The sequence below is a fragment of the Flavitalea plasmicola genome (assembly GCF_030546645.1).
Classification (GTDB): Bacteria; Bacteroidota; Bacteroidia; order Chitinophagales; family Chitinophagaceae; genus Puia.
This window is the reverse complement of sequence record NZ_JAUOTO010000011.1, coordinates 188405-211895: the sequence shown is the minus strand read 5'-3', so window position 1 is coordinate 211895 and position 23491 is coordinate 188405. Positions and strand designations below refer to the sequence as shown.

Sequence of the window (23491 nt, the reverse complement as noted above, 5' to 3'; positions counted from 1 at the left end):
GAGCCGACGTGAGCTGTTCCAGCAGATAAATATATTGCTCTGCCATCCTGCCGATGGTATCGCCATGGAACAGGCTCGTCGCATAGCTGAACTGACCTGTGATCTCCTGCTGACTATCGTTCACAACTATCGACAGATCGAACTTCTCCGGACAGTAAGCAGTTGATCCTTTAAAAGGTCTAAAATATTTCTCCCGTTCGCTGCGCGCGCTCTTATCTCCTTCAAAACTTTGCGCCACGAAAGTTACCTGAAAAATGGGGTGGCGGGAGCTATCCCGGTCGATCTCCAGTTCTTCCACCAGCTTCTCAAAAGGGATATCCTGATGCAATTGCGCAGCGATCTGCTCCTGATGCACCTGATGGATCAGCTCTTCAAAACTTTGCTCGTTGTTCAGTAGCGTGCGGTTCACCTGCATGTTCACAAAGAATCCGATCAATCCGGCTGTCTGCCGGTGATGCCGGTTAGCGGTCGGACTGCCGATCACAATATCCTGCTGGCCCGTATACTTACTCAGCAGAATGTTCACACTGCTCAATATTATAGTATGCAGAGTAGTTCCATAGTGGTTCATTAACGATCTTAGTCGCTGACTAAGATCGTTGTTGAGGATAAAAGGCTGATAATTTCCACTGTAACTTTTCTGCCCAGGCCTGGAATAATCCGTAGGCAGCTCCAGGGTTTGATAACCCGACAACTTGCTTTTCCAATAATTCAGTTGGTTCTCCATCACCCCCCCGGACAGATAGGATCTTTGCCACTGCGCATAGTCATTATATTGGATTTCTGGTTTTGGAAGACTGAACGTGAGATCACTTGTGATATACGCCTGATAATATGCCCATAACTCCTTCTGGAATATTTCCATCGACCAGCCATCGCTGGCTATATGATGAAGATTAAACAATACAATCACTTTTTCGGGCGGATCAACTGCAGCATGGCTCTCTGAAAAAATTTTATAAAATATTACCCTGATAGGATATTCTCTGCTTAGATCAAAGGGGCAACTGATCTCTTTATTGACAAGGGACTCTATATCGTCTTTATCAGTTAATCGTATTTCCTTGGGTCGCAGGGGTTCTTCGTGCACCATCTGCATCGACTGCTGTTGTCCACCATGTTCAATGGTGCTTCGCAATATTTCGTGTCTCAATACGACATGCTGAATAGCATATTTTACTGCTTCTATGCCTATGTCTGTATCAAGTTCAAACACCGCCGGCATATGGTAGCCAGTCGTTCTACCTTCATACTGCTCGATAAACCACAATCGCTCTTGCGCAAAAGAAAGCAGTGAGAGATTATCGTGTAATTCCGGGATATGGATCTGTGGCTGATTTTTACAGTTAGCCAACAATTGGACTATGGTCTTATATCTAAAAACATCTGCAACCATTATCTCACACTTAAATATCTTATTCATCCGGTGCGATACCTGGATTGCGAGGATGGAAGTACCCCCTATTCTAAAAAAATCATCCGTGACGCTCACTCTTTCCAGCCCAAGTAGTTCTTCCCAAATTTTGCAGACTGCTTTTTCACTATCCGTAACCGGCGCTACATATTCATCTGCGTTGCCCGGCTCCGCATTCGATAACGCCCGTCTGTCCAGCTTCCCGTTGACTGTCAGCGGGAAAGACTCCAGCCCCACCAGCGCAGCCGGCACCATGTACTCCGGCAGCTCCGCAGATATTTCCGCCGACAGTGCTTCGGCGGTCACTTTCCCGTCTGCTACATAATACCCCACCAGGTATTTTGTACTACCCGAAGGCGTCGCCCGCTCTTTGATCACCACACAGCTCTGTCGGACCCCTGCCACCCGGTTCATTGCCGCTTCGATCTCCCCAAGCTCGATCCGGTACCCACGCAGCTTCACCTGTTCGTCGTTGCGGCCCAGGTAAGCCAGTTCACCCCCCGGCAGCCATCGCACCAGATCGCCCGTTCTATATAATCTTGTATGCCCCTGTGCGGTATCTTTTTCCGTCGCAAACGGATTTTGAATAAACCGCTCGCTCGTCAAGAGGGCATTATTCAGGTACCCGCGGGCAAGTCCCGCTCCCCCGATGTACAATTCTCCCGTTACACCGATCGGTACAGGTTGCAGTTGCTTGTCCAATACATATACCTGTCTGTTATTGATCGGTTTACCTATCGGCACGCTGGAAGCCGTTACAGAAGTTTCCAGCCGATACGTACAGGTGAAGGTGGTGCTTTCCGTAGGACCATATCCGTTTAAAAAATGATGCGGCCTGCAATTACTCTCTATTAACTTATTGACCGTGGCTTTGTCCAGCGCCTCGCCACCTATAATCATGTAGTGTAAACTGCTGAAGATATTTGTATCCAGATGCAATAAACTATCAAACAGCGATTTCGTCAGCCATAGAATGGATACCTCGTTGACCGTTAAAAATTCCCTAAAGATATCGATGTCCGAAATCGTTTCGTGCAGATTCCCCGGTATGACCAATGAACTTCCATTCAGCAAAGGAGTCCACAGTTCAAATGTGGCAGCATCAAATACAGGAGAAGATAAAAAGGCAAAAACATCGTTCTCTGTTACCTCCACATAATCGTTATACACTAAACTTGCAACGGCCCGATGCTCCACCATTACTCCCTTCGGATGGCCGCTGGTGCCGGAAGTATACAGCACATAGGCGAGGTTGCAGCTGCTATCCCGTGATAAATTGGAAAGAGCTTCACCCTGGTACAACGCCTCATCCAGGTCGATGTATAATAATTTCTCTTCCGATGGCAATAAATTGACTTTTTTCTGCAAATCCCGCTGCGTCAAAACCAGGGCCGCTGCCGTGTCGTCCAGCATGTACCCGATCCGTTGCGCCGGATACGAAGGATCTATAGGCACATACGCCCCTCCCGCCTTGAGCACTGCCAGGATTCCTATTACCAGTTCCAGGCTCCGCTCCACACACAACGCGATCAACGTGTCGGCCTTCAGTTCTTGCATTGTTATTTCACGGTACCGCTTTCGGATGTGTCGGGCTAATTGATTAGCTTTTTCGTTAAGACCTCCATAGGTCAGTTGTCGGCCTTCAAATACCAGCGCCACCGCCCCCGGCGTTCGCATTACCTGCTCTTCAAACAATTCGGGGAGCGTTTCATTCCGCCTGTATGCTTTTTCTGTCCGATTCCACTCGTAGACGATCTGGTTATATTCCGTCGTATGAAGCAGACTCATTGCGCCGTAAGGCATTTGTGGAAAAACCATGAGCTGTTCCAACAAATAAACATAATGCTTCACCATGCTGTCGATGGTGTTCTTGTGAAACAGACTAGTGGCGTAGTTGAATTGGCCTGTCAGTTCTTCACCTGCATCATTTATGATTATAGATAAATCGAACTTCGCAATTTCATTAAAGGAAACTTCTTCACAAGACGTGAAATATTCATGTCGTTTAACATCAGCCACAGATTGACTTTCAAAACGCTGCAGTGAGAACAGCACCTGAAAAACAGGATGCCTGGACGGATCGCGCTCTACTCCCAGTTCTTCCACTAATCTCTCAAACGGAAGCTCCTGATACAACTGGGCATCGATCTGATCCTGGTACACCTGACGAATCAGCTCTTCATAGCTCTGTGTATCGTGCAATAAAGTTCTATTAATATGAGTGTTGGCAAAAAAACCGATCAGTCCTTCGGTTTGCCAATGATGCCGGTTGGCAATCGGACCGCCGGTTACAATATCCTGCTGACCGGTATATTTACTCAACAGGATATTTACGCTGCTAAGTAGTACACTGTGCAGCGTAACCCGATATTGCCGCGCCAGGAAACGCAGGCGTTCACTCATGCTTTTATTTAATGTAAATGTCACATTTCTGCCGGTGTAATCCATTTGATTCGGCCTCGCATAATCAGTAGGTAATTCCAGGATCGAATAGCCAGATAGCTTGTCCTTCCAATAATCCAATTGCTTTTGCAGCACCTCCCCGGTAAGATAAGACCGCTGCCATAACGCATAGTCCCTGTATTGGATTTCCGGCATAGGCAAATCGAATTCCGCATCATTGTTAGCATATGCTTCGTAATATCCAAACAATTCTTTAAGAAATATTTCACCAGACCATCCATCGAAAGCAATATGATGAACATTGACCAGCAATAGTCTTTTGCTTATTTGAAAAGCTGATGCCGGGCTATCAGATTGGATCTGGTACAGCACTACCCTGATTGGATATTTAGCGCTCAGATCAAAAGGGCAATTGATATCATTTCTTATAATAGATATATAATCATCCTTGTCTGTCAGGTATATTTCCTCAATAGTTAAAGGACCATAAAGCAACTCTTGTGTTGTTTCATGATCGCCCTGCAATATTCTACTTCTTAATATATGATGCCTGGATCCAATCTGCTGCAGCGCATATTTTACCCCAGCCAAATCCGTTTCACGGGAAAGTTCATACACAACGGGTGAGTGATAAGCATTGGTTCCTCTTTCGTACTGCTCGATAAACCATAAACGCTCCTGCGCCGAGGTCAGCCGATAACTGGTTATGCCACTATTTCTGAAAATTATTGTACTTATAAATTTCTCTTTTGAGAAAATACAGTTCTCGTTAAGAATAGAGACTATCTCCGTCTTATTATTCAAAATAAAAACCCTTACTTCCTCATGTTGAAGCGTTGAAGAGGCAAAAAGTTTAATACTGCCGTTTTGAAGCCAAATAGCTCCGGCATTGATCCTTATCTCGTTTAAGAAAGCCTGGATATTTTTCAACTTGACCCTACGCTTTAAATGTTTACACTACTATTTAAATTCCAAATTCCCATTCAACGCCAGCATCCGCCACTTGAGGCACCGCAATGATCTTTGTTAGCGTTTTAATATTTTTTAATTTGAAAATATCAGCAACCATTACATTACACCCCAAATCTCTGCTCATTTTATTTGAGACCTTCGTTGCAAGGATCGAGTTTCCCCCTATTTCAAAAAAATCGTCCGTCACACCTACCTTTTCCAAATTCAACATCTCCTGCCATATATTACATATTATCATTTCTGTTTCACTGGTCGGAGCCGCATAAACTTCTTTTACAATTGCAGCATCCGGTAGATTCTTATAATCCACTTTTCCGTTGGCAGTTAACGGCAGTTCATCTAATATTACGTATTGACTCGGTAACATATATTCCGGCAAATCCTGTCCGATAAACTGATTCAGGTACACTCGCAGGGAGGTCTGAGGCAACAAAATTTCAGGCAAAGATTTATGCCAACCCGAGATTTCTCCAATGGCAATACTATAGACTACACCCTCATACGGAATGAAGCCTAAAACACAGCTGCCAACATTTATTTCACAAAGTCGTTCGGTGAGGCTCTGCGCCTGGTACCCTGCTTTAAGAAGATCCGATGGATCATTTGAACCGTAAAAGACTATCAACCCCTGAGTATGCGTTAGGAGTTGATTAACTTCCGAGGCTTGGCCAAACACATTTTGAACCGAAATACTGTACTCATGACCCTCCGCATCCCGAAACTTCTGACGATCTCTGCATAGGTAATCAATCGATGGCCGTGCATTTTTTTCCTCGCTTATTAAGCATTTCGGCAGCTTCTCTTTTCCGTCAGCGTTTAGGTCAATTGAGATTTCGACCAGGTCGTGATACCTGCCTTTTTCATGGTCCATTATTTTAATTTCACCGTTAAGCCCGGCTTCGTGCATCTGCTGCTCGATCAGCTTAACGACATGGCCGGTCTCGATCCAAGCCAATTTCGTACACATATCACCATAAATAGGTTCAGACGCCGGTTTATATAATCTGAATCTGAGCACTATACGACTTTTTCCAATGCGATGTTCCTGAAGATCCATTGCAATATCTGCATTGAAACCACCTTCTTCAGCAGCTAAATAATGAGAAACAGGTTCATAATAGTAACAGCCTTTTTTTAGCCTCCCATTATCCATATCTTCGTCTAAACATACATAGCATTGTATGGCGTTTGTACTTCCGGCGGATGGATAAAGATATTTGGGTAACAACCTGTTTTCCAACTTGATTGCGCTGATGACACTCAATATCTTTTTAAGTACATCAATCTCATAGCGCTCACAATTATTGATTTCGCCGAAAGTCTCCCGCTCTTGTAAGAAACTACCAGAAAGCATCACATCTGAAGAAATGAGCCTTTCTATATCTTCTTTCACTAATCTCAGCTTACCGGGCAGGAACTGCCGGTAACTCTTTCTTAATCTGTATTTGTTTTCATCCAGACTTAACGGACCAAGTTTATACGAAGGCGATAAGTCTTTCCTTACTCCTATCTGTTCGAGGATAAATCCTTCTTTGGTTATTTTATCTTTCTTCTCGTCACCCCTTTCAAGAATCACATAAGCTGTTAATTGACCATTTCGAACTGTGATCAGCGCATTTTCAACGCCAGGTATTTTTATTAATTTGGAAGATATTTCAGTTAGCTCTACCCGATAGCCATTCAATTTAACCTGACTGTCTGTTCTGCCTTCAAATAGCATATAACCTCGCTCGTCCCATTTCCCCAGATCACCTGTCTTGTATAATCTTCCCAGACGCTTATGCCTGATAAACCTGGCATTAGTTTTATCGACGTCATTCCAGTAACCTAGTGCCACCCCGTCTCCGCCAATATGGACTTGCCCGGTTACACCGATAGGGCAGTGTTCCAGATATTCGTTTAACACATACATCTTTTGATTTGGCATTGCATACCCGTAAGGAATAGAATCCCATCCGGGATCAATCGATTTTATTTCGTACCATATAGACCAGATGCTTCCTTCTGTAGCCCCACCCAGGCTCATAATGACGACATCGGGAACGAATCTTCTTATTTGACCGGGAAGACGAAGAGGTATCCAATCACCACTTAACATCACTACTCTTATAGGTTTTAAATCCCCGGGATCAATAGCACAATCAACCAGTAATTGCATCAATTGAGGCACCGTATTCCATATTGTAATACCGTGTTGACTGATGAGTTCAAGCCAATGGTCTGGCTGCCTGCTTTTTTTCTGATCAGGAAATACGATAGTTCCCCCTGCCGCCAGGACGCCGAATATGTCATAGACTGACAAATCGAAGCTCAATTCTGATAAGGCCAGCACTTTATCGTTACCGTTCACATGAAATCTGTGGTTAACTGCAAGGATGGTATTAACCGCCGACCTGTGTGCTATTGTTACACCTTTAGGCTTACCTGTGCTGCCGGAAGTGAAAATAACATAAGCAACATCCTCCGGCTTTGGAACCGTTATTTCAGATTCGGAAGCCTCCAGGCGGTGATTAATAATATCCTCAATAACCAGCCATTCATAGTGTCGTTCAATTTCACTGTTTTTCACGCGACAATTGAATTCAGATTGCGATATCAATACTGTTTTGACCAGCCCTTCTTCCAGCACTTCATTTATTCTTCCAAGGGGCCATTCTATATTCAGTGGCAAGTATGCGGCACCCGAATGCATGATACCTAAACAAGAAACCACCTGCAGGAATCCTTTCTCACTTAACATGCCAATCAAATAGCCAGGTTTCGATAAGGCGCGGAAATTCAGATAACATGCTATCTTATACTCATAAGCACCTATCTCCTGATAGGTGTAGGTGCCGGTAGCATCGATTACTGCAGGACCATCAGTACCTTGTTTGATACTAGCTAAGCAAATACTGATCAGTGTATCTGACACTTGTTCTTGGTATTGACTGTTAGCGGCAGTAATCAGGGAATGATCACGTGGTCGCAATCCATTTTCGGGTAATCCATTGTTCCAGTCCGTTTGTGATACATACTCGATCAACTGGCAGTAGTCGGAATTCAATTTTTCTATGAACTCTCTGTCGAATAGTTGTTCTACGTACATCCACCGGCTGTGCAACTGATTGCCAGATTCAAGGGCCTGCAAATCGATCCATGCTTGTGAAGTTTGCGCCTGCCACGCTCTTGATTCTTTGTCCTCATATTTTGTCAGAAAGTACTGACCTGCATTCTTAGGCTGTTTTTCGGTGTTACCAATTCGGCTTGTGAATACAATTGGCGATACGGCCTGGCGGTGGTTTAGTTTGCGCAAATTTCGCAGTTCGCGTTGCACCTGCACTCCGTTAAATAATCCATGGCTTAAATCGTTCCAAAGATCTTGATGAGATAGTGATAAATTTTCTTTGATTGATCCTCTCAAACCCTTGTAACCAAATAAACTTGTAGAAGTAAAATCGCCGAATATGCTATTCACATCCGGGTGTACGCTATACCTGTTGAAAGTCGTAAGTGTGATCAGAAACTCATTACTTCCAGCGTATCTGGACAAAACATACCCGAACAATGAAACCAGTGCGGAAGAAATTGAAATATCATGCTGAATTGCTTTGGCTTTAAACTTCGTCCAGACCAGCTCTTCAATCACCCTGGCAGAAAAATCAAATCTGGGCGTGGAAATGGTTTCGGGATCCACTTTTAAAGACAGCTGAGGTCGCAGAGGGAGGCTGTCCAATTTATGATGCCAGTATTTTTTATCGTTAGCATACCATTGGGTAAACCTCAGAAATTCTACATAGTCTTGGTAATCTTTAAAATGAATCTTGGGGGGAGTTGGAGTGAAAAGATCATCTTCATATAATTTGGTAATTTCTGCAAAGAAGTTTTGCCTGCTTTCCACATCCAGTAAAATCAGATCGATACTCACATGTAAAATATCGCAGTCGGCAAAGCGGGATAATTGAAATGTATACAGTGGAAATTTGCCGGCATCATAAACATAATGAGATAATGACGCTCTGGTTGATATTAACAAATCATCGCTGTAGTCGCAATTATATTTATTGACTTCAATATTATACCTCGGCGTTTCCGCTACATGTAAATAACGTTGGGTTAACGATTCAATATCAAATACCGTTCTAAGTTCGGGATAATTTCGGACCAGCGAATTGATCACGTTTTCTAGCCTGGGAATATCTATAGCAGCTAAAAATTTAAATTCATGGTATATATGATTCGAAATACCACCTATCTCAAAAGTATTCAGACGTCCTAGTAAATAAGCTTTCTGAATGTCCGTCATGGCAAAAGGCTCATACATTTTCAAAGGATTCTTAATTATCGGAAGATTCGACAAGTCTCCTTCATTCAATGCGTGATAAAAATCGCTTGGCGTATAACTGCAGCCTTCCTGTTCCAGTTTTGCCATACAGTGCCCGATGATGGCCGTCAACTGCGTTTTAAAACCTTGGCTCAACTGAGCCGTAACCGCCTTGCCTAGCTGCGTCACAATGCTGAACGAAAGTTCCCCGCCACGCACCGCCCCGTTCATCTCTATGAGGTTAGCAGGGTCGTTAGCCCGACCTATACTCACCCCGCTGCTTTCGGCGCATAGCTGCCATTCGCCGGAACTTCCCCCATCCAGCTGACCCAGGTAATTAAAAATGATTGGCGGAAGGTCGTCATAACCGTATGGTGTACTTGCTTCTACCGCAAACACCCCGAAGCCTATTCCTTTATTCGGAATGCTTCGAAGCCTTTCCTTGACCCACCGGATGCTCTCCGGCAGGGTAGCCTGCAGTTCCAGCTTCATCGGAAACAGACTCGTGAACCACCCCACCGTGCGGCTGTGGTCAATCGAGGCATCGATCTCCTCCCGTCCGTGGCCTTCCAGGGTGATCACCTGGTGACTGCTGCCCGTGAGCGATTGTAGGGCATAGGCCAGTGCCGTTAATAGTAGTTCATGGGGCTGCGTATGATAAGCCGCCGGTGCCTGGTGTATTAATAGCTCTGTTTGCGCTTTCGTCCAGCCCACTTCAGCACACGCCGTCCCCGGAGCCCCCAGCAACGATCCGTATGCCGGCTGGCCTTCCAGCTGCTTTTGCCAGTAGTGCGCCTCTGTCCGATGCCGCTCCCTGTACGCCTGCACTGTCGCCACCCATTGACGGTAGCTGCTGCCCTTGAGCCCCAACGCCTTGCCCTCATATAGCCTGCGCAGGTCCTCGGCGAGGATGCGCCAGCTGACCACATCGCAGATCAGGTGGTGCAGTGACATAAAGAGCCGCGCACTTCCGTCCTCATACCCGTACAGGTAACCGACCTGGAATAAAGGACCCGCCCACAGATCAAAGCCGCTCTGCCACGCAGTTAACTGCGCCTCCACAGCTTCGTCTTTCATCCCACGGATATCCATCCTCCGCACAGCAGGCACGGACATCGAGGCCTGATACTGCTGCGTCCATTGCGCCCCCCGCACGTACCGCAGCCGCAGTGCATCGTGATAGCCGACCAGATCCTCCACCATTTCCTCCAGTTTATCCAGCTCCAACGACGGTACCCGGAGCAGAAAACTCTGGTTCCAGTGGTGCGCCGCCAACAGCCTGCCACTCTCCATCCTGCTCCGGAACCACTCCTGAACCGGCAACAAACCAAAGCTGCCGGTTAAATTTCCCTGCTCCGATTGGAGCAAGGGGTCACTCCCGGCTTTCGACAAATACTGCGTCAGCCGCTCTATCGTCTTATAGGAAAAAATATCTTTTACCTGGCACGACCAACCCGCCTGCCGCAACCGGCCCGCCAATTGAATCCCCAGGATCGAATCACCCCCGAGCTTAAAAAAATCTTCCGTGATCCCTACTCTCTCTACTCCCAGCAGCTCCGCCCAGATATGGCTTATACGTATTTCTGTTTCAGTTCCAGGGGCCACATATTCCTCCGCACTACGCAGCTCCGCATCCGGCAGCGCCCGCCTGTCCAGCTTCCCGTTGGCTGTCAGCGGGAAAGACTCCAGCCCCACCAGCGCAGCCGGCACCATGTACTCCGGCAGCTCCGCCGATAATTCCGCCGACAGTGCTTCGGCAGTCACTTTCCTGTCTGCTACATAGTACCCTACCAGGTATTTTGTACTACCCGAAGGAGTCGCCCGCTCTTTGATCACCACACAGCTCTGCCGGACCCCTGCCACCCGGTTCATTGCTGCTTCGATCTCCCCCGGCTCGATCCGGTACCCCCGCAGCTTCACCTGTTCGTCGTTGCGGCCCAGATAAGCCAGTTCGCCCCCCGGTAGCCATCGCACCAGATCGCCCGTTCTATATAATCTTGTATGCCCCTGCGCAGTATCTTTTTCCGTCGCAAACGGATTTTGAATAAATCGCTCGCTCGTTAAGAGGGCATTATTCAGGTACCCGCGGGCAAGTCCCGCTCCCCCGATGTACAATTCTCCCGTTACACCGATCGGTACAGGTTGCAGGTTGTTGTCCAGCACGAACGCCTGCGTATTCTGGATCGGCCGCCCGATGCATACTTTCCCATCCGGACGGGTCTCGAAAAAAGTGACATCGATCGACGCTTCCGTCGGACCATAGAGATTGTGCAGCTTCAAATCTTCATTCCCCGCCCGGGCGTACGCCTGACAGACTACCTGGCCGCTCAGCGCCTCTCCACTGCAGAACAGCCGCCGAAGGGTCGCAGAAAAACGATACCCATGGTCTTTCAGGTACTGCGTATACCCTTCCAGCATGCTGGGAACAAAATGAACCGTAGTAACCTCATGCTTTTCCATGAGCCGGTGTAAATACCCACTATCCTTGTGCCCTTCCGGTTGGGCCAGCACGATCTTGCCTCCATACCAGTTCGCCCACAGCAGTTCCCATACCGATACATCAAATACATAGGGCGTTTTTTGTAACACCACATCCTTATCACTTAAGGGATACATTGACTGCATCCATTCCAGCCGGTTCACGATGCCCGAATGAGTAAGCATAACACCTTTCGGATTGCCCGTCGTACCCGAGGTATACAGCACATATGCCAGGTTTTGGGCATTGCTATACCGTGGAAGGTTGGAGGCATCGGCATCCTGGTCGTTCGCTTTGGTTATGCCAGGCCAATAGTAATCCGAAAAAGCGGGTTGTTGATACACCGCTTCATTCAAATCGATGTAAACCGCCTTCTCCTGTGGGAGTAGTCTTTTCTTTTCCTGCAAATGTCGCTGGGTCATCACCAGCGCCGCGCCGGTATCGTCCAGTATATACCCGATCCGTTGCGCCGGATAGGACGGATCGATCGGCACGTACGCTCCGCCTGCCTTGAGCACCGCCAGGATCCCTACCACCATTTCCAGGCTCCGCTCCACACACAATGCGATTAAGGTATCGGCTTGCAGCTCCTGCTTTGTTCGGTGCCGGTACTGCTTTCGGATATAGCAGGCTAACTGGTTGCATTTTTCGTTCAGGTCTTTATATGTCAGTTGCTGGTCTTCGAATATCAGCGCTACGGCCTCCGGAGTCTTTACCACCTGCTCTTCAAACAATGTATGGAGTGTTTTATCCCGCGCGTATACCTTTTCAGTCCGGTTCCACTCGTAGACGAGCTGGTGATATTCTGCGGGACCCACAACGGAATAACTTCTAATTAAAATTTTACGCCCAACAACCAGTTCAGAAATGGCCCTTTGGAATGAGTCGATCAATTGTTGGATCAAATAAGTATCGAAGAGGGACTTCCTGAACTCCAGCATGAACTTAATCTCGGAAGAACGATCGTCGTAGAATAATCCAATTTCATGGAGACTGTTTTTACTCCATGAAATATCAACAGGCAAAGATTTTAATCCATGCAATTCAAAAGGGATAGCATTTAGATAAGTTTGGGAAAAACCAATATTGAAAACATTCCCTTGTTTACATTGATTGTATTTTCTTTGGTCCTGGATGATATCTAAAAAAGAATAACCTTGATAACGCTTAGCCCGCTTACGCTGCTGCTCCAGCGATTCAACGAGCTCATCGATTGTATCAACGGTGCTCAGATCAAATTTCATAGGGATGTTGTTGACAAAACATCCAGCTATTTCTTTAAAATCTGCAGCGCGGGTATTGACCGTGTAACTAAACAAAAACCTTTCCTGACAAATGAATCTTGATAAAACCAAACCATACAGTGCCGATAAAACGATGAAGACAGTGGTCTCCTTTTGCATCGCATACAGGCGCAGGGCAGATGTTTGCAGTGCACTTATCTGAAAGTAATTGAATTCCCCCGTTTTATCTGACAATATATCATCCAGGCTATGCCCATCAGGATTTGTTCGATAAGGCAGGTTTCCGGCTAAGGGAATATCCGCAATAAGCTCAAGCCAAAACTGCCGCGCATCTTTTTTATATTCCGCGTTCAATACCTTTCTTTCGGCCTCAACAGCCTGGGTAAAAGTCCTATGACATTCGGCCACAATTCCTTCCCCGGTTGACAATCTGTTATAAGCAGACTGCACCTGAAGAAAGAACTGCAATGCCCAATTAGCATCGCAAATAATATGATGAGCAACAAAAAAGAAATAGAATTCCGGATTGTTTTCATCTTCATTTCTCACCAGATGGATTCGCAACAAAGGTCCTTTTGTCAAATCAAAAGGTTCATACTGCAGTTGCCGGATCTGCGCCTGAACTGACATATCCTTCCGAAGAGTTGACCCATAAAAAAAGTCATCAATCGAGAATTCACCATAATAGCAACTTTCACCATCCTCGGAGTATTGGGCATGAACAACCTCATTTCGATTTACAAATAATTCGCAGGCGCGTTTTAAGAGTTTCTCATCGATATTTCCTGTCAGTTTATTTATGATGGAGATGTTATAAACGATTGCATCCGGCGCCAGAACCCACTCCAGGAAAAACATTTTCTGATATTCGGATATCGGTAGTCTTTTCTGTTTTTTCATGTTAGACTTACAATTCGTTTATGAGTTTTACATTTAATTAATTGGCCAATGCGGTTGTTTTCAGATTACTCTCTTTTTCTTCTTTGTTGAAAGTGACACGGTACTCCAACTGCGAAAGTTTTTTTTCGCTGTTCTCCCGGCAGCTGAAATTGTCATATTTGTCCAATTCGCCAAAAACGCGATCCAGCTTTGACGGATCGGCAGGAGTAAAGAAAAAGATAGCAGCGCTTCTCCTCGTCAGCAAATTTTCATACGGCAATTCCCAATTCTCAAGAATACCGTTCTGCTTGAGCACCTCAAAATGCTCTTTTACCTGGATGATCTCAGGGACATACATAACCTTTAAGTTTAATAATGAAGAAATGATTAGCAAAAAAAGAATTGACCCCACGCCATAAAAAGGATGTAGCTACGCTAAAGAAAGTTACAAAGAGGATGCTGTAACTTAACTACTAAAATGAAGAAGCGGATAAACAAATCCACTTACAAAACGCTGGAATCAGGCTAATTTATGTAGAAAATAAATAAGATCAAAAAAAATATCTCCGGCATTCTCCGTAATTTAAATGCTAAGGACACCTTATCATTTAAGATGAAAATTTCAGAAAGACAGCGACCTGTTCTACCATTCAAACGCAAAAAGATCATCGTCAACACCTACCTGCTCTACTTCCAGCAACTCCTCCCGTATTTTTGTCCAACGTCTTTTCTGTCCTTGCAAAAAGAGAATCCGTATATTTCAATTCCATACAATACTTATTATGAAAAAGATAACTTTTTTATCTCTTATTATCAGCTTGCTATTGCTTCCGTTCTGCCGTAGCGCGCAAAAATCCGAGCCTATTTCCCATTCGGATACCACTACCGTTCAAGGGGTTATTGACAGTTTTGACAAGCAGTTGGAGGAGGAACATCTGGGAGACACGGTCGGTAGCTTGTCCGCGATTGTTTTTATAGGAAATAAGATTGCCTGGTCCAGGGCTTTTGGGAAGGCAGACAATGAGAAAGGCATCGACGCCACTGTCAGCACTGTTTACCGGATCGGCTCCATCTCAAAGACGTTCACCGCCTATCTTATGATGTTGTTGGTCCAGGATGGAACCATCGGCCTGGATGAGCCCGTCGCTAAATATCTCCCGGAGATAAAACAGTTGAAATGGAAAAAGGGGATTGATACCAATGAAATTACGTTTCGTGAATTGGCTAGTCATACAGGAGGTCTCGCAATGGAGCCCGGGCTCTGGAATGCCGCGGCCGGGCCCATCGGGGAATGGGAAAATAAGATATTGAGCTCCATTCCTACCACCGATGTAACATTCTCTCCGGGCACGAAATTTTCCTATAGCAATATCGGTTATGGCATTCTTGGACTGGCGCTGTCCCGGGCTGCCCATAAGCCCTTCATGCAGATGGTGGAAAACAGGATTTTTAAGCCGCTGCACATGACCAGTAGTTTTTATATCATTCCGACCGGCTTTGAAGATAGCGTTGCTGTAGGTTACCATCGGAACAGTTTTGGCGCCAAGCCCGACGGTAAGGTGGCTAAAACCGAGTATGCCGGCAGAGGATACAAGGTTCCTAATGGAGGTATTTATACTACCACCGGTGACCTGGCTCGTTTTATCATGGCGCAATGCAGCGATTCCGACCAGTTGGCGAAAAAATACAGGGAGATGATGCAAACGATCCATACACCTGGAGATGGAAAGCATGGGTATGGATTTGGGTTGTTCGTCGTTAATGCTGACGATGGATCTAATTTCGCCGGACATGACGGATCTGTCGCGGGCTATACGGCCTTCATGCTATTCAATCCCCGATCTAAGGTTGGGGCAATCGTGATGAGAAATTGCGATTATGGCGTGCAGCAGATCGAGGGCGAAGTAGCAAAGGTGGTGAAAGGGTTGGCGAAGATAGTTGGTAAATGAAATTTTAAAGATCGATGACACTACGAGAAAGTCGGAGATATTGGGGCTATTAGTAGCGCTCACGGATTTTCCCCGGGAATTTCGATTGTAGATACATTTTCTTTGCGTATCTCGTGAAAACGATGGTTTTTTTCTTTACGTTGCTCTCATCTCTATTAAGCGATCTTCTCAAAAAAGGATCTCCTCATCCTAAATATCCTTATTATACATATAATTAAGAACCTCGGAAAGCGCCTCCCTTTCCACTCTACGATTACGCCACTGACGTTCCTGAGATGATGAGGAAGGAACTCGACGATCAGAGCAGATGGTTGACCCGGAAACGCCTGGATCAGGCCCATTACCAGATCTTTGAACAGGGGCATTAAAATAAGCATTGAACCAAATAGTGGAATCCCGTATACCCGAGGGCGCTGCCTGGGCAACGGGATTCGCATAATGAAGGGTAGGGTTTAAGCTAGTAGTCCATTCCCATGCCGGCGGGAGCAGGGACGGCTGCATTTTCCTTTTTGGGCTTATCTGATATGACACACTCCGTTGTCAGGAGCATGCTGGCGATCGAGGCCGCATTTTCAAGGGCGATCCGGGTTACCTTGGTCGGATCGATCACTCCGGCAGCCAATAGGGATTCATATTGCTCGGTACGTGCATTAAACCCATAGTCATTTTTGCCCTGGCGCACTGCCTGGACAATGATACTGCCTTCGAGGCCGCAGTTGCGGACAATTTGTCGCAGGGGTTCTTCTATCGCTCTTCGGACGATAGCAATGCCCGTGTTTTCATCGGCATTGGCGCCGGAAAGTTTGTCCAGGGCATCAACAGCGCGGATATAAGCCACGCCGCCGCCAGGCACGATCCCTTCTTCGATTGCTGCGCGTGTGGCATGAAGTGCATCATCCACACGGTCTTTCTTTTCCTTCATCTCTACTTCAGTCGCAGCCCCCACATACAGCACGGCAACACCGCCGCTTAATTTGGCCAGCCGCTCCTGCAATTTTTCCTTATCGTAATCAGACGTCGTTGTTTCGATCTGAGCCTTGATCTGATTGACGCGGGCCTGGATGGCGTCTTTCTTCCCATTGCCGCCGACAATGGTCGTATTTTCTTTGTCGATAGTTATTGCATCGGCTGTGCCGAGATAACTTATATCAGCGTTTTCCAGTTTATAGCCACGCTCCTCGCTGATCACAATGCCGCCGGTGAGTACAGCAATATCTTCGAGCATCTCCTTGCGCCGGTCGCCGAAGCCAGGAGCCTTCACCGCCGCTACCCGCAGCGTTCCCCTGATTTTATTCACCACCAGCGTAGCCAGCGCCTCTCCGTCCAGGTCCTCAGCGATGATCAACAGGGGGCGGCCACTTTGCGCGGTTTTTTCCAGCAAAGGCAGGATGTCCTTCATGACGCTGATCTTCTTGTCATAGATCAACACATACGGGTTCTGCAGTTCGGCTTCCATCTTCTCCGGGTTGGTTACGAAATAGGGTGAAATATACCCCCGGTCGAATTCCATCCCTTCTACTACTTCCACGGTGGTAGACGTTCCTTTAGCCTCTTCGACGGTGATGACCCCCTCCTTGCCTACTTTCGTAAAAGCTTCGGCGATCAACCGGCCGATATTGTCATCGTTATTAGCTGATACAGTAGCTACCTGGCGGATCTTGTCGTTGTTATTACCTACGGTCTGGGATTGCTGTTTCAAACTTCCCACTACCGTCTCCGTAGCCTTATCGATCCCCCTTTTCAGGTCCATGGGATTGGCACCGGCAGCGACATTCTTCAACCCTTCGGAAATAATAGCCTGTGCCAATACCGTAGCGGTGGTGGTACCGTCGCCAGCCGCGTCGGCTGTTTTAGAGGCCACTTCTTTCACCATCTGGGCGCCCATATTTTCGATGGGATCTTCGAGTTCAATCTCCTTGGCAACACTTACGCCGTCCTTGGTAATGGTCGATGCGCCAAATTTCTTTTCGAGGATCACATTACGTCCCTGCGGTCCGAGGGTGACTTTCACAGCGTTAGCCAGTGTATCGATGCCCTTTTTCATTTTATTTCTTGCATCTGTATCAAAGAAAAGTTGCTTTGCCATAGTAATATATTTACTAGTTAAACAATCAGGTTATTGAATCAAATAAAAATCGGTACGACCTACACGATGGCAAGGATATCACTTTCCCGTAAGATCAGCATATCTTGTCCGTCGATTCGGATTTCGGTTCCGGAATACTTGCCATAAAGAACTGTATCGCCTTTTTTTACGATGACAGGTTCATCTTTTTTACCTGGCCCGGCCGCGATGACTGTGCCGCGCTGGGGTTTTTCTTTTGCCGTATCCGGAATGATGATCCCGCCAGCAGTCTTTTCTTCGGCGGGGGCGGGTTTGATAATTACCCGATCATGTAATGGAGTAATTGGTGATTTACTGGACATAATTTATGATTTTGAATGAAGTATACAAAGCCACTAACTACGTTCAATATGACTGGTTGTAGGTTGTATTTTGGCTCAACAAGCGGCATGCCAGTCCAAAAAATGAAATTTTTTCAGTCAATTTTGTCACCCGGAAATGTCAAAAATTCCGCTCTCCGGGCCCGATGAAGCGCCATTCAGCGCCTTCAGACGGCGCCGCCTGCGGCCTAAATTTTGGCATAACCGTTGAGGCCAGTGGCATATCAAACTTGCCTTAGCATATGGAAAGTAAATTCTATATCGAACTGAATATGAAAACCATAGACGGTTTTGAGCGATTTGGATGTTTCGAATTAGGAAGCGATCGCGGATTTGCCCTCAGGCTTTTCGGTGGTCTGGCAGGCCGTCCGGTTGAGGGCGATACGGGAGTTTTGCACATAGACCTCGTCGAAAAGCGGGGAGGATTACCAATGAATATGCAGGTGATTAGCTGTACGGCGGAGGAGTTGGGCAAGAACATGAAATATTTAGCCCGGGAGCTTTTCAAGAAACTAAACCTGGATGACACCCTGCTCTAGATGCGCCTAATTTCTTGTATTTACAATATACGCGATCGTAAAAAGTTCCGATGCCGGAAGCCAATTATGTAAGTATATTTGAAATTTCCAAGAAAAAAGTAAATTATGAAGCATTGGATATGCTTTTGGTTAATTATTTTCTATACATCATCTGTAGTGGCACAGTCGGGCTCGCCGAAGGGTATGCACTTTTTTAAAGGCTCCTGGTCGGATTTACAGGCGGCAGCCCGGCACGATCATAAAATGATATTCATAGATGTGTACACGGACTGGTGCGGCCCCTGCAAATACATGGACAAGTTCATTTTTACCAACCCCAGCGTGGGCGGTAAGTACAATACACAATTTGTGAACTATAAGCTCAATGCCGAGAAAGGAGAAGGAGTGGAACTGGCGAAAAAATACAACGTGACTGCCTACCCCACCCTGCTTTTCCTGAACAGCAATGGGTACCTGGTGCATAAAGTAATAGGCGAGAAAGAAGTTGTACCTTTTATAGAATTGGCCGTAGAAGCGCTGAAGCAGGGAACTGATCCAGCCAACCTGGGTAATCTGGAGAAAGCATTTGATGAGGGAGCTCGTACGCAATTATTTCTACGTACGTACCTGGATCGTCTCACTGCGTTAAACCTGGATAACAGTGCGGTTTTGGATGAATATTTTAAGAGCCTGCCTGCTGAAGTACTGGAAAAGGACACTACCTTATTGTACCTGGCACGTTGTGTGACTGGCGCCCGAACGGCGAGTTTAATCTACCTCGTCAATCATTATGACCTGCTAAGTGACCCTGCAAAAGAGACCGTTACCAGCCCCCTGTTCGAGAAATTAGTGAGAATGGGTGCCGGGCAGGCATTGCGGGAAAAAAGACTGATAGAATATGAAGGATTGGTTGCCTTTGGTCGCCGTCTGTACGGACTTAAGCAGAACCAGCTATCATTCCTTAATCGTCTTAACCTGCTTTATAGCGTAATGATCCGGGATTATCTGCTGGTAAAACAAGCTGGTTATACGATGGCTACAGGCCCGTCCTCTGTTCCCGTTGATACAATCCGCGCTGAGGACGAAAGGCGTTATAACCAGATCATGCATCCATATCTCACCGGAGAAAAAGATAGCACCAAAGTGTTAGACTTTGCTGAAGAAAAAAAATATGTCAGCCATCTTTATGCAAGGGAGATTGCCGAGCAACTGTATACTGCGGCACAAGCGTTTGCACAATTGCCATCCACTGATACACAGGCCCTCCAGGACGCATGCCTATGGATTAAACGATGCATTGAGCTGATACCCGATCCCAACAGTACCTTTTCAAATCTGCTAGGTGTGCTGGAAAGTAAACTAAAAAATAGATCAATATTGATCTATTAACGATCCCATCCGCGACAAAGTTTTAAAGACTCGACATAACTTGAAGTGGGTCTTTAGATAATCACAAAAACGGGTGCTCATTATATACATCCAGGATCTCCAGTGTACCAGCCATTTTCAGCAATGGGCATCGAAAGCGCATGCCCTTTTTGAAACCGATCAGCATAGTCCCAATAGGTTCCAGAACGGAAATAATTTTGACCAAGGTTTATATTCCTTGTGATCTTCAAATAAGACTGAAGGAGTTTATAGTCTTCTCTAAGAAGCACTACTTCGTTCATGTTTGTATACATAATATATGTTAAATTAGATGGATTCAATTAGTGTCAGGTACGCCTTTCGGCTCTTTCAAGCGAAGGTGAATGATACACCTCCAATACGGAAAAGTTCTTTTTACGGGCCAGCCTTTCCCAGCTAAAATATAGTCCCTTTTTCAGACCAATAAGTGCGATGCCGATGGGTGACAATATGGACACCTTATTTTTTCTTCTATCCACCTCATCAGGCAATACAATCGTGTAGGCCATGGCGAGGTTGGTCTCAATATTCTTTACAATTACAGTCGAGTTCAATCTTGCCACATCCTTCGGAAAGCGTTTTTTTTCGACGATTATCGCATTGCGAAACTGCTCCCAAAGAAGCGAAATGGTCCTACCGTCAATAGACTTGATCTTCTTGAAAGCATTAATACACTTGGTGATCAAATTATGATCCTCCCGCGTGATAAGTAACTCCTTTTGTCCTTTCTGCATAATTAACTGATTTGGGGCATAGCCAGGGAATCAACGTTCTCTCAACATGCCTGATCAAACTTTGCCATGGTTATTTAGACATCGTCCTGCTATCATGGCAAGTAAAATCAACAGCAAAAGTGCGATCACACAATATCTACCACTGCCACTTATATACGCTTCTCGTACCGCAATAACAATGGCCACAATGACCACTACAGTGACTTGCTTCTTTGCTGCTGTTTGATTTCGATGAGTTGACATATCTAACCTCTCCTGTTAATTCGGATGAATAATGGACTTGACAAGGCGTTCCCAATCTGTAGTCTTTTGTTCCATCTCTGCCATTTCGAGCAAATGATTATTAACTGGATGGTAAAAGGTGATCATGACAGGAGGACGTTCATCAATAAATTCAAACTGTAAGGAAATATGCTCAACCTGTCTTTCATATCCTTCCTTATTTTCGCTGCCGGGGATCTTACTGCTGTATATTTTCTTCTTTAGACAATTATTGACTTCTGAAAGATCAACGAGATAGGATTTAAATTGACCAAGATGCTTTTGAAACGCGAATATTGTCTTTTTATCGACTTCTAATCCTATGATGAGCTTGCCTGCCAAATCCCATTTCGAGATCAACAAGTTATTTTCTTTCACTTCATTTTGGAAATGCGCAATAAGTTCGTTTGCCGCTTTTCTTCTATGCCGGCTATTGATAAAAACAAGCAAAAGACAGATTACCACGACAAACGTCACGATAATAAGCGCGATGATAACAGTGGACATATGGATGGAGATTAATATGATAACAAACGGTACGACTGTACCGACAATGCATCAACTTGCAACTAATCGCTGTTCGTAAAAGAACAACAGTGAGGTTGCAAAAGAAAAATGACCCAAGACCGGCGGTGCCTAATCTTGGGTAATCCTATTAAAGTCCTTAAAGTTGGAGAAATAATACAAATTAATGCAGAAAGGAATAAACTCTGTGAATGAACAGGTAAAACAATCCCTCATATCGAGCACAAGTGGAGTGCGAATGAAAAATGGGGGAATATATTTAACTAAACCTGTCATACTTTAAAATTAAGCAATAAATCATGAAGTATTATCTAAGAAAAGGTTAAATAAGAGGTTCAAAAAAATTGGGGAAGCAGATATCCCGTCAGGCGGGCGATGGCAACTCACACATTCGTGTAATCCGATTTCCTCAAACTGTTCGGCTTTAAATAAATATATTCTCTTTGCGCATCAATAATAATATTGAAGCGTTTCAGGATGTCACCGCCGATGATGCTCATTTTTTGACGGCCAAGGGCGCCGGAAAAAAATGCAACCGGTACCTGGGAAAGTGTGGTTTGGCCGATGGTGAATGCCGGTAAAATGGCCTTTTGGGATTTCATGATATTGCCATAGGAATCTTTCATCTCCCTTTCACCCACAATTTTTAATTTTTCTGCTATTTTATGGTCATGCACGAATTGATCATCCAGTAATACGGCGCCGGCATATCCCGAATGAATTAAAAATTTATTGGCAAATGTGCTGTCCCCCGTTTTACAAAGCGATTCAATAAACAAACAATCATTCCTGAACGTCATTTTCAGCTTTTCATATTTTTTAATTTTATGAGGCAGGCTGGTGTGCACGATGAGAACCTGTTTATCGAAATCTATTTCAACTACTTTGTTGGCAAAAAGATCGGTGCCGAATTTACCATCGGTGTATTGTCCAGAGTATTTATTTTCCCAGATATCCATATCATCCCATTGCAGCGATCCTATTTGCAGGAAATTGTGCTGACTAAACCTGGCGTTGCCACCCCCGCCCCAGCTTTTCAGCGTATCGGTCCTGTCGAAATGCAGGGTTTGAATTTTCTTCACCGCATCTTCGGTTAAAAAAACTGAGCCGGATGCCGTATGAAACATCAAATGAATGGTGTCTTTTTTATTCAGGATGGCCTGTACAGACAGGTTATTGTAAGCGGTTAACTGAAAAGGAATGATGGACGCCGTTTCGGATAAGGCAGCCGGTTGTTTGTCCTGGGCAATAATGGTTTCACTTAAAAAAATACATAATACGAATAAACAGAATTGAAATTTCCGCATAAAGGTGTTGGTTTTACCGGCAAAATAATCATTGTATTGGATCTTTTCTCACCAATGCTGGATGATCCGCTGTTATTAACCCACTATGACAGTGATATGGGATTGGGTGGAGGTATTACCTTAACTTACTAATTTAGCCAATAGGAAACAGCTTTACTGGGTGACCGGTGGGGCAATAAATGATATGGAAATTCCTTATCTTACCAGCACTTTTAACCGACGAATGCAACTTACCATTTCCGCAAAACAGCTTGGCCGAAAGCACGCTCTAATAGATAAGAGACAAATAGAGATCGAGGACATCGGGTCTAACCCCACTGTGCAGCGTCTCATCGAGGCGGTTGTCGAACAACAGGTTCGGGAATACAACGACAAGCCACTCGAAAAGTCTCTCTTGCCTTTCATGGATCAGGAGGCCGTCGACGATGCCGCCGTCAAAGGTAAGGTAGGATTTGGCAGTATCTACAATGAAGCAAAGGCCGATCCCGGGGCAGCAAAGCGAATAGCCCTTCAGGCTCATGCCGACGGCCTTTTTGCATTGTTTGCGGACGACCGGGAATTTACAGATAGTACAGAAACCATCTCTCTTAACCCAACCACCGTCATTACCTTCATCCGGCTTACCTTTCTGGCCGGCAGCTATTGGTAAGT

12 protein-coding genes are annotated in these 23491 nt (G+C 45.5%); 4 read left to right on the top strand and 8 right to left on the bottom strand.

Going from position 1 to position 23491, the window contains the following annotated elements:
* From Q4E93_RS32880 to Q4E93_RS32870, 3 genes are all read right to left on the bottom strand, one after another.
* The coding region (locus Q4E93_RS32880) for a non-ribosomal peptide synthetase (protein ID WP_303592198.1) at positions 1-4747 on the bottom strand (4747 nt) is incomplete at its 3' end.
* Between the two features lie 34 nt (positions 4748-4781).
* On the bottom strand, positions 4782-13715 hold the full coding sequence (locus Q4E93_RS32875; protein WP_303592197.1) for a non-ribosomal peptide synthetase: 8934 nt from the start codon (positions 13713-13715) through the stop codon (positions 4782-4784).
* Positions 13716-13752: 37 nt separating this feature from the next.
* Entirely contained in the window at positions 13753-14052 is a 300-nt protein-coding gene (locus Q4E93_RS32870; RefSeq protein WP_303592196.1) for a hypothetical protein, read from the bottom strand.
* A gap of 424 nt (positions 14053-14476) precedes the next feature.
* Between Q4E93_RS32870 and Q4E93_RS32865 the strand changes: the two genes are divergently transcribed.
* Positions 14477-15643: a serine hydrolase domain-containing protein gene (locus Q4E93_RS32865; protein ID WP_303592195.1), complete on the top strand. Its 1167-nt coding sequence runs from the start codon at positions 14477-14479 to the stop codon at positions 15641-15643.
* 457 nt (positions 15644-16100) lie between these two features.
* Here the strand turns inward: Q4E93_RS32865 and groL are convergent, their stop codons facing one another.
* Positions 16101-17729 carry a chaperonin GroEL gene (gene groL, locus Q4E93_RS32860; RefSeq protein ID WP_303592194.1) on the bottom strand — a complete coding sequence of 543 codons (1629 nt, stop codon included), beginning with the start codon at positions 17727-17729 and terminating at the stop codon, positions 16101-16103.
* 59 nt (positions 17730-17788) lie between these two features.
* Entirely contained in the window at positions 17789-18070 is a 282-nt protein-coding gene (locus tag Q4E93_RS32855) for a co-chaperone GroES (protein WP_303592193.1), read from the bottom strand.
* A 260-nt stretch (positions 18071-18330) separates the two neighbouring features.
* Between Q4E93_RS32855 and Q4E93_RS32850 the strand changes: the two genes are divergently transcribed.
* Entirely contained in the window at positions 18331-18627 is a 297-nt protein-coding gene (locus Q4E93_RS32850) for a hypothetical protein (protein ID WP_303592192.1), read from the top strand.
* A gap of 105 nt (positions 18628-18732) precedes the next feature.
* Positions 18733-19995 (top strand): thioredoxin family protein, encoded by a 1263-nt coding sequence (locus tag Q4E93_RS32845; protein ID WP_303592191.1) that lies wholly within the window; start codon positions 18733-18735, stop codon positions 19993-19995.
* Between the two features lie 326 nt (positions 19996-20321).
* On the opposite strand, the gene Q4E93_RS32840 is transcribed toward Q4E93_RS32845, so the two are convergent.
* The 3 genes from Q4E93_RS32840 to Q4E93_RS32830 form a co-directional block, all read right to left on the bottom strand.
* On the bottom strand, positions 20322-20747 hold the full coding sequence (locus Q4E93_RS32840) for a GreA/GreB family elongation factor (RefSeq protein ID WP_303592190.1): 426 nt from the start codon (positions 20745-20747) through the stop codon (positions 20322-20324).
* Positions 20748-21005: 258 nt separating this feature from the next.
* The gene (locus tag Q4E93_RS32835; RefSeq protein ID WP_303592189.1) at positions 21006-21515 is read right to left on the bottom strand and encodes a hypothetical protein; all 510 of its coding nucleotides are present in this window, start codon (positions 21513-21515) and stop codon (positions 21006-21008) included.
* A gap of 401 nt (positions 21516-21916) precedes the next feature.
* Entirely contained in the window at positions 21917-22840 is a 924-nt protein-coding gene (locus tag Q4E93_RS32830; protein ID WP_303592188.1) for a hypothetical protein, read from the bottom strand.
* 223 nt (positions 22841-23063) lie between these two features.
* Here Q4E93_RS32830 and Q4E93_RS32825 point away from each other — a divergent pair, with 223 nt between their 5' ends.
* Entirely contained in the window at positions 23064-23489 is a 426-nt protein-coding gene (locus Q4E93_RS32825; RefSeq protein WP_303592187.1) for a hypothetical protein, read from the top strand.
* Positions 23490-23491: the final 2 nt, after the last annotated feature.

Excerpts from the sequence above, each read along its gene's own strand:
- Q4E93_RS32835 (WP_303592189.1), bottom strand. The coding sequence starts at position 21,515 with ATGTCCACTGTTATCATCGCGCTTATTATCGTGACGTTTGTCGTGGTA.
- Q4E93_RS32850 (WP_303592192.1), top strand. The coding sequence starts at position 18,331 with ATGGAAAGTAAATTCTATATCGAACTGAATATGAAAACCATAGACGGT.
- Q4E93_RS32855 (WP_303592193.1), bottom strand. The coding sequence starts at position 18,070 with ATGTCCAGTAAATCACCAATTACTCCATTACATGATCGGGTAATTATC.
- Q4E93_RS32865 (WP_303592195.1), top strand. The coding sequence starts at position 14,477 with ATGAAAAAGATAACTTTTTTATCTCTTATTATCAGCTTGCTATTGCTT.
- Q4E93_RS32845 (WP_303592191.1), top strand. The coding sequence starts at position 18,733 with ATGAAGCATTGGATATGCTTTTGGTTAATTATTTTCTATACATCATCT.
- Q4E93_RS32870 (WP_303592196.1), bottom strand. The coding sequence starts at position 14,052 with ATGTATGTCCCTGAGATCATCCAGGTAAAAGAGCATTTTGAGGTGCTC.
- groL (WP_303592194.1), bottom strand. The coding sequence starts at position 17,729 with ATGGCAAAGCAACTTTTCTTTGATACAGATGCAAGAAATAAAATGAAA.
- Q4E93_RS32875 (WP_303592197.1), bottom strand. The coding sequence starts at position 13,715 with ATGAAAAAACAGAAAAGACTACCGATATCCGAATATCAGAAAATGTTT.
- Q4E93_RS32840 (WP_303592190.1), bottom strand. The coding sequence starts at position 20,747 with ATGCAGAAAGGACAAAAGGAGTTACTTATCACGCGGGAGGATCATAAT.
- Q4E93_RS32830 (WP_303592188.1), bottom strand. The coding sequence starts at position 22,840 with ATGCGGAAATTTCAATTCTGTTTATTCGTATTATGTATTTTTTTAAGT.
- Q4E93_RS32825 (WP_303592187.1), top strand. The coding sequence starts at position 23,064 with ATGCAACTTACCATTTCCGCAAAACAGCTTGGCCGAAAGCACGCTCTA.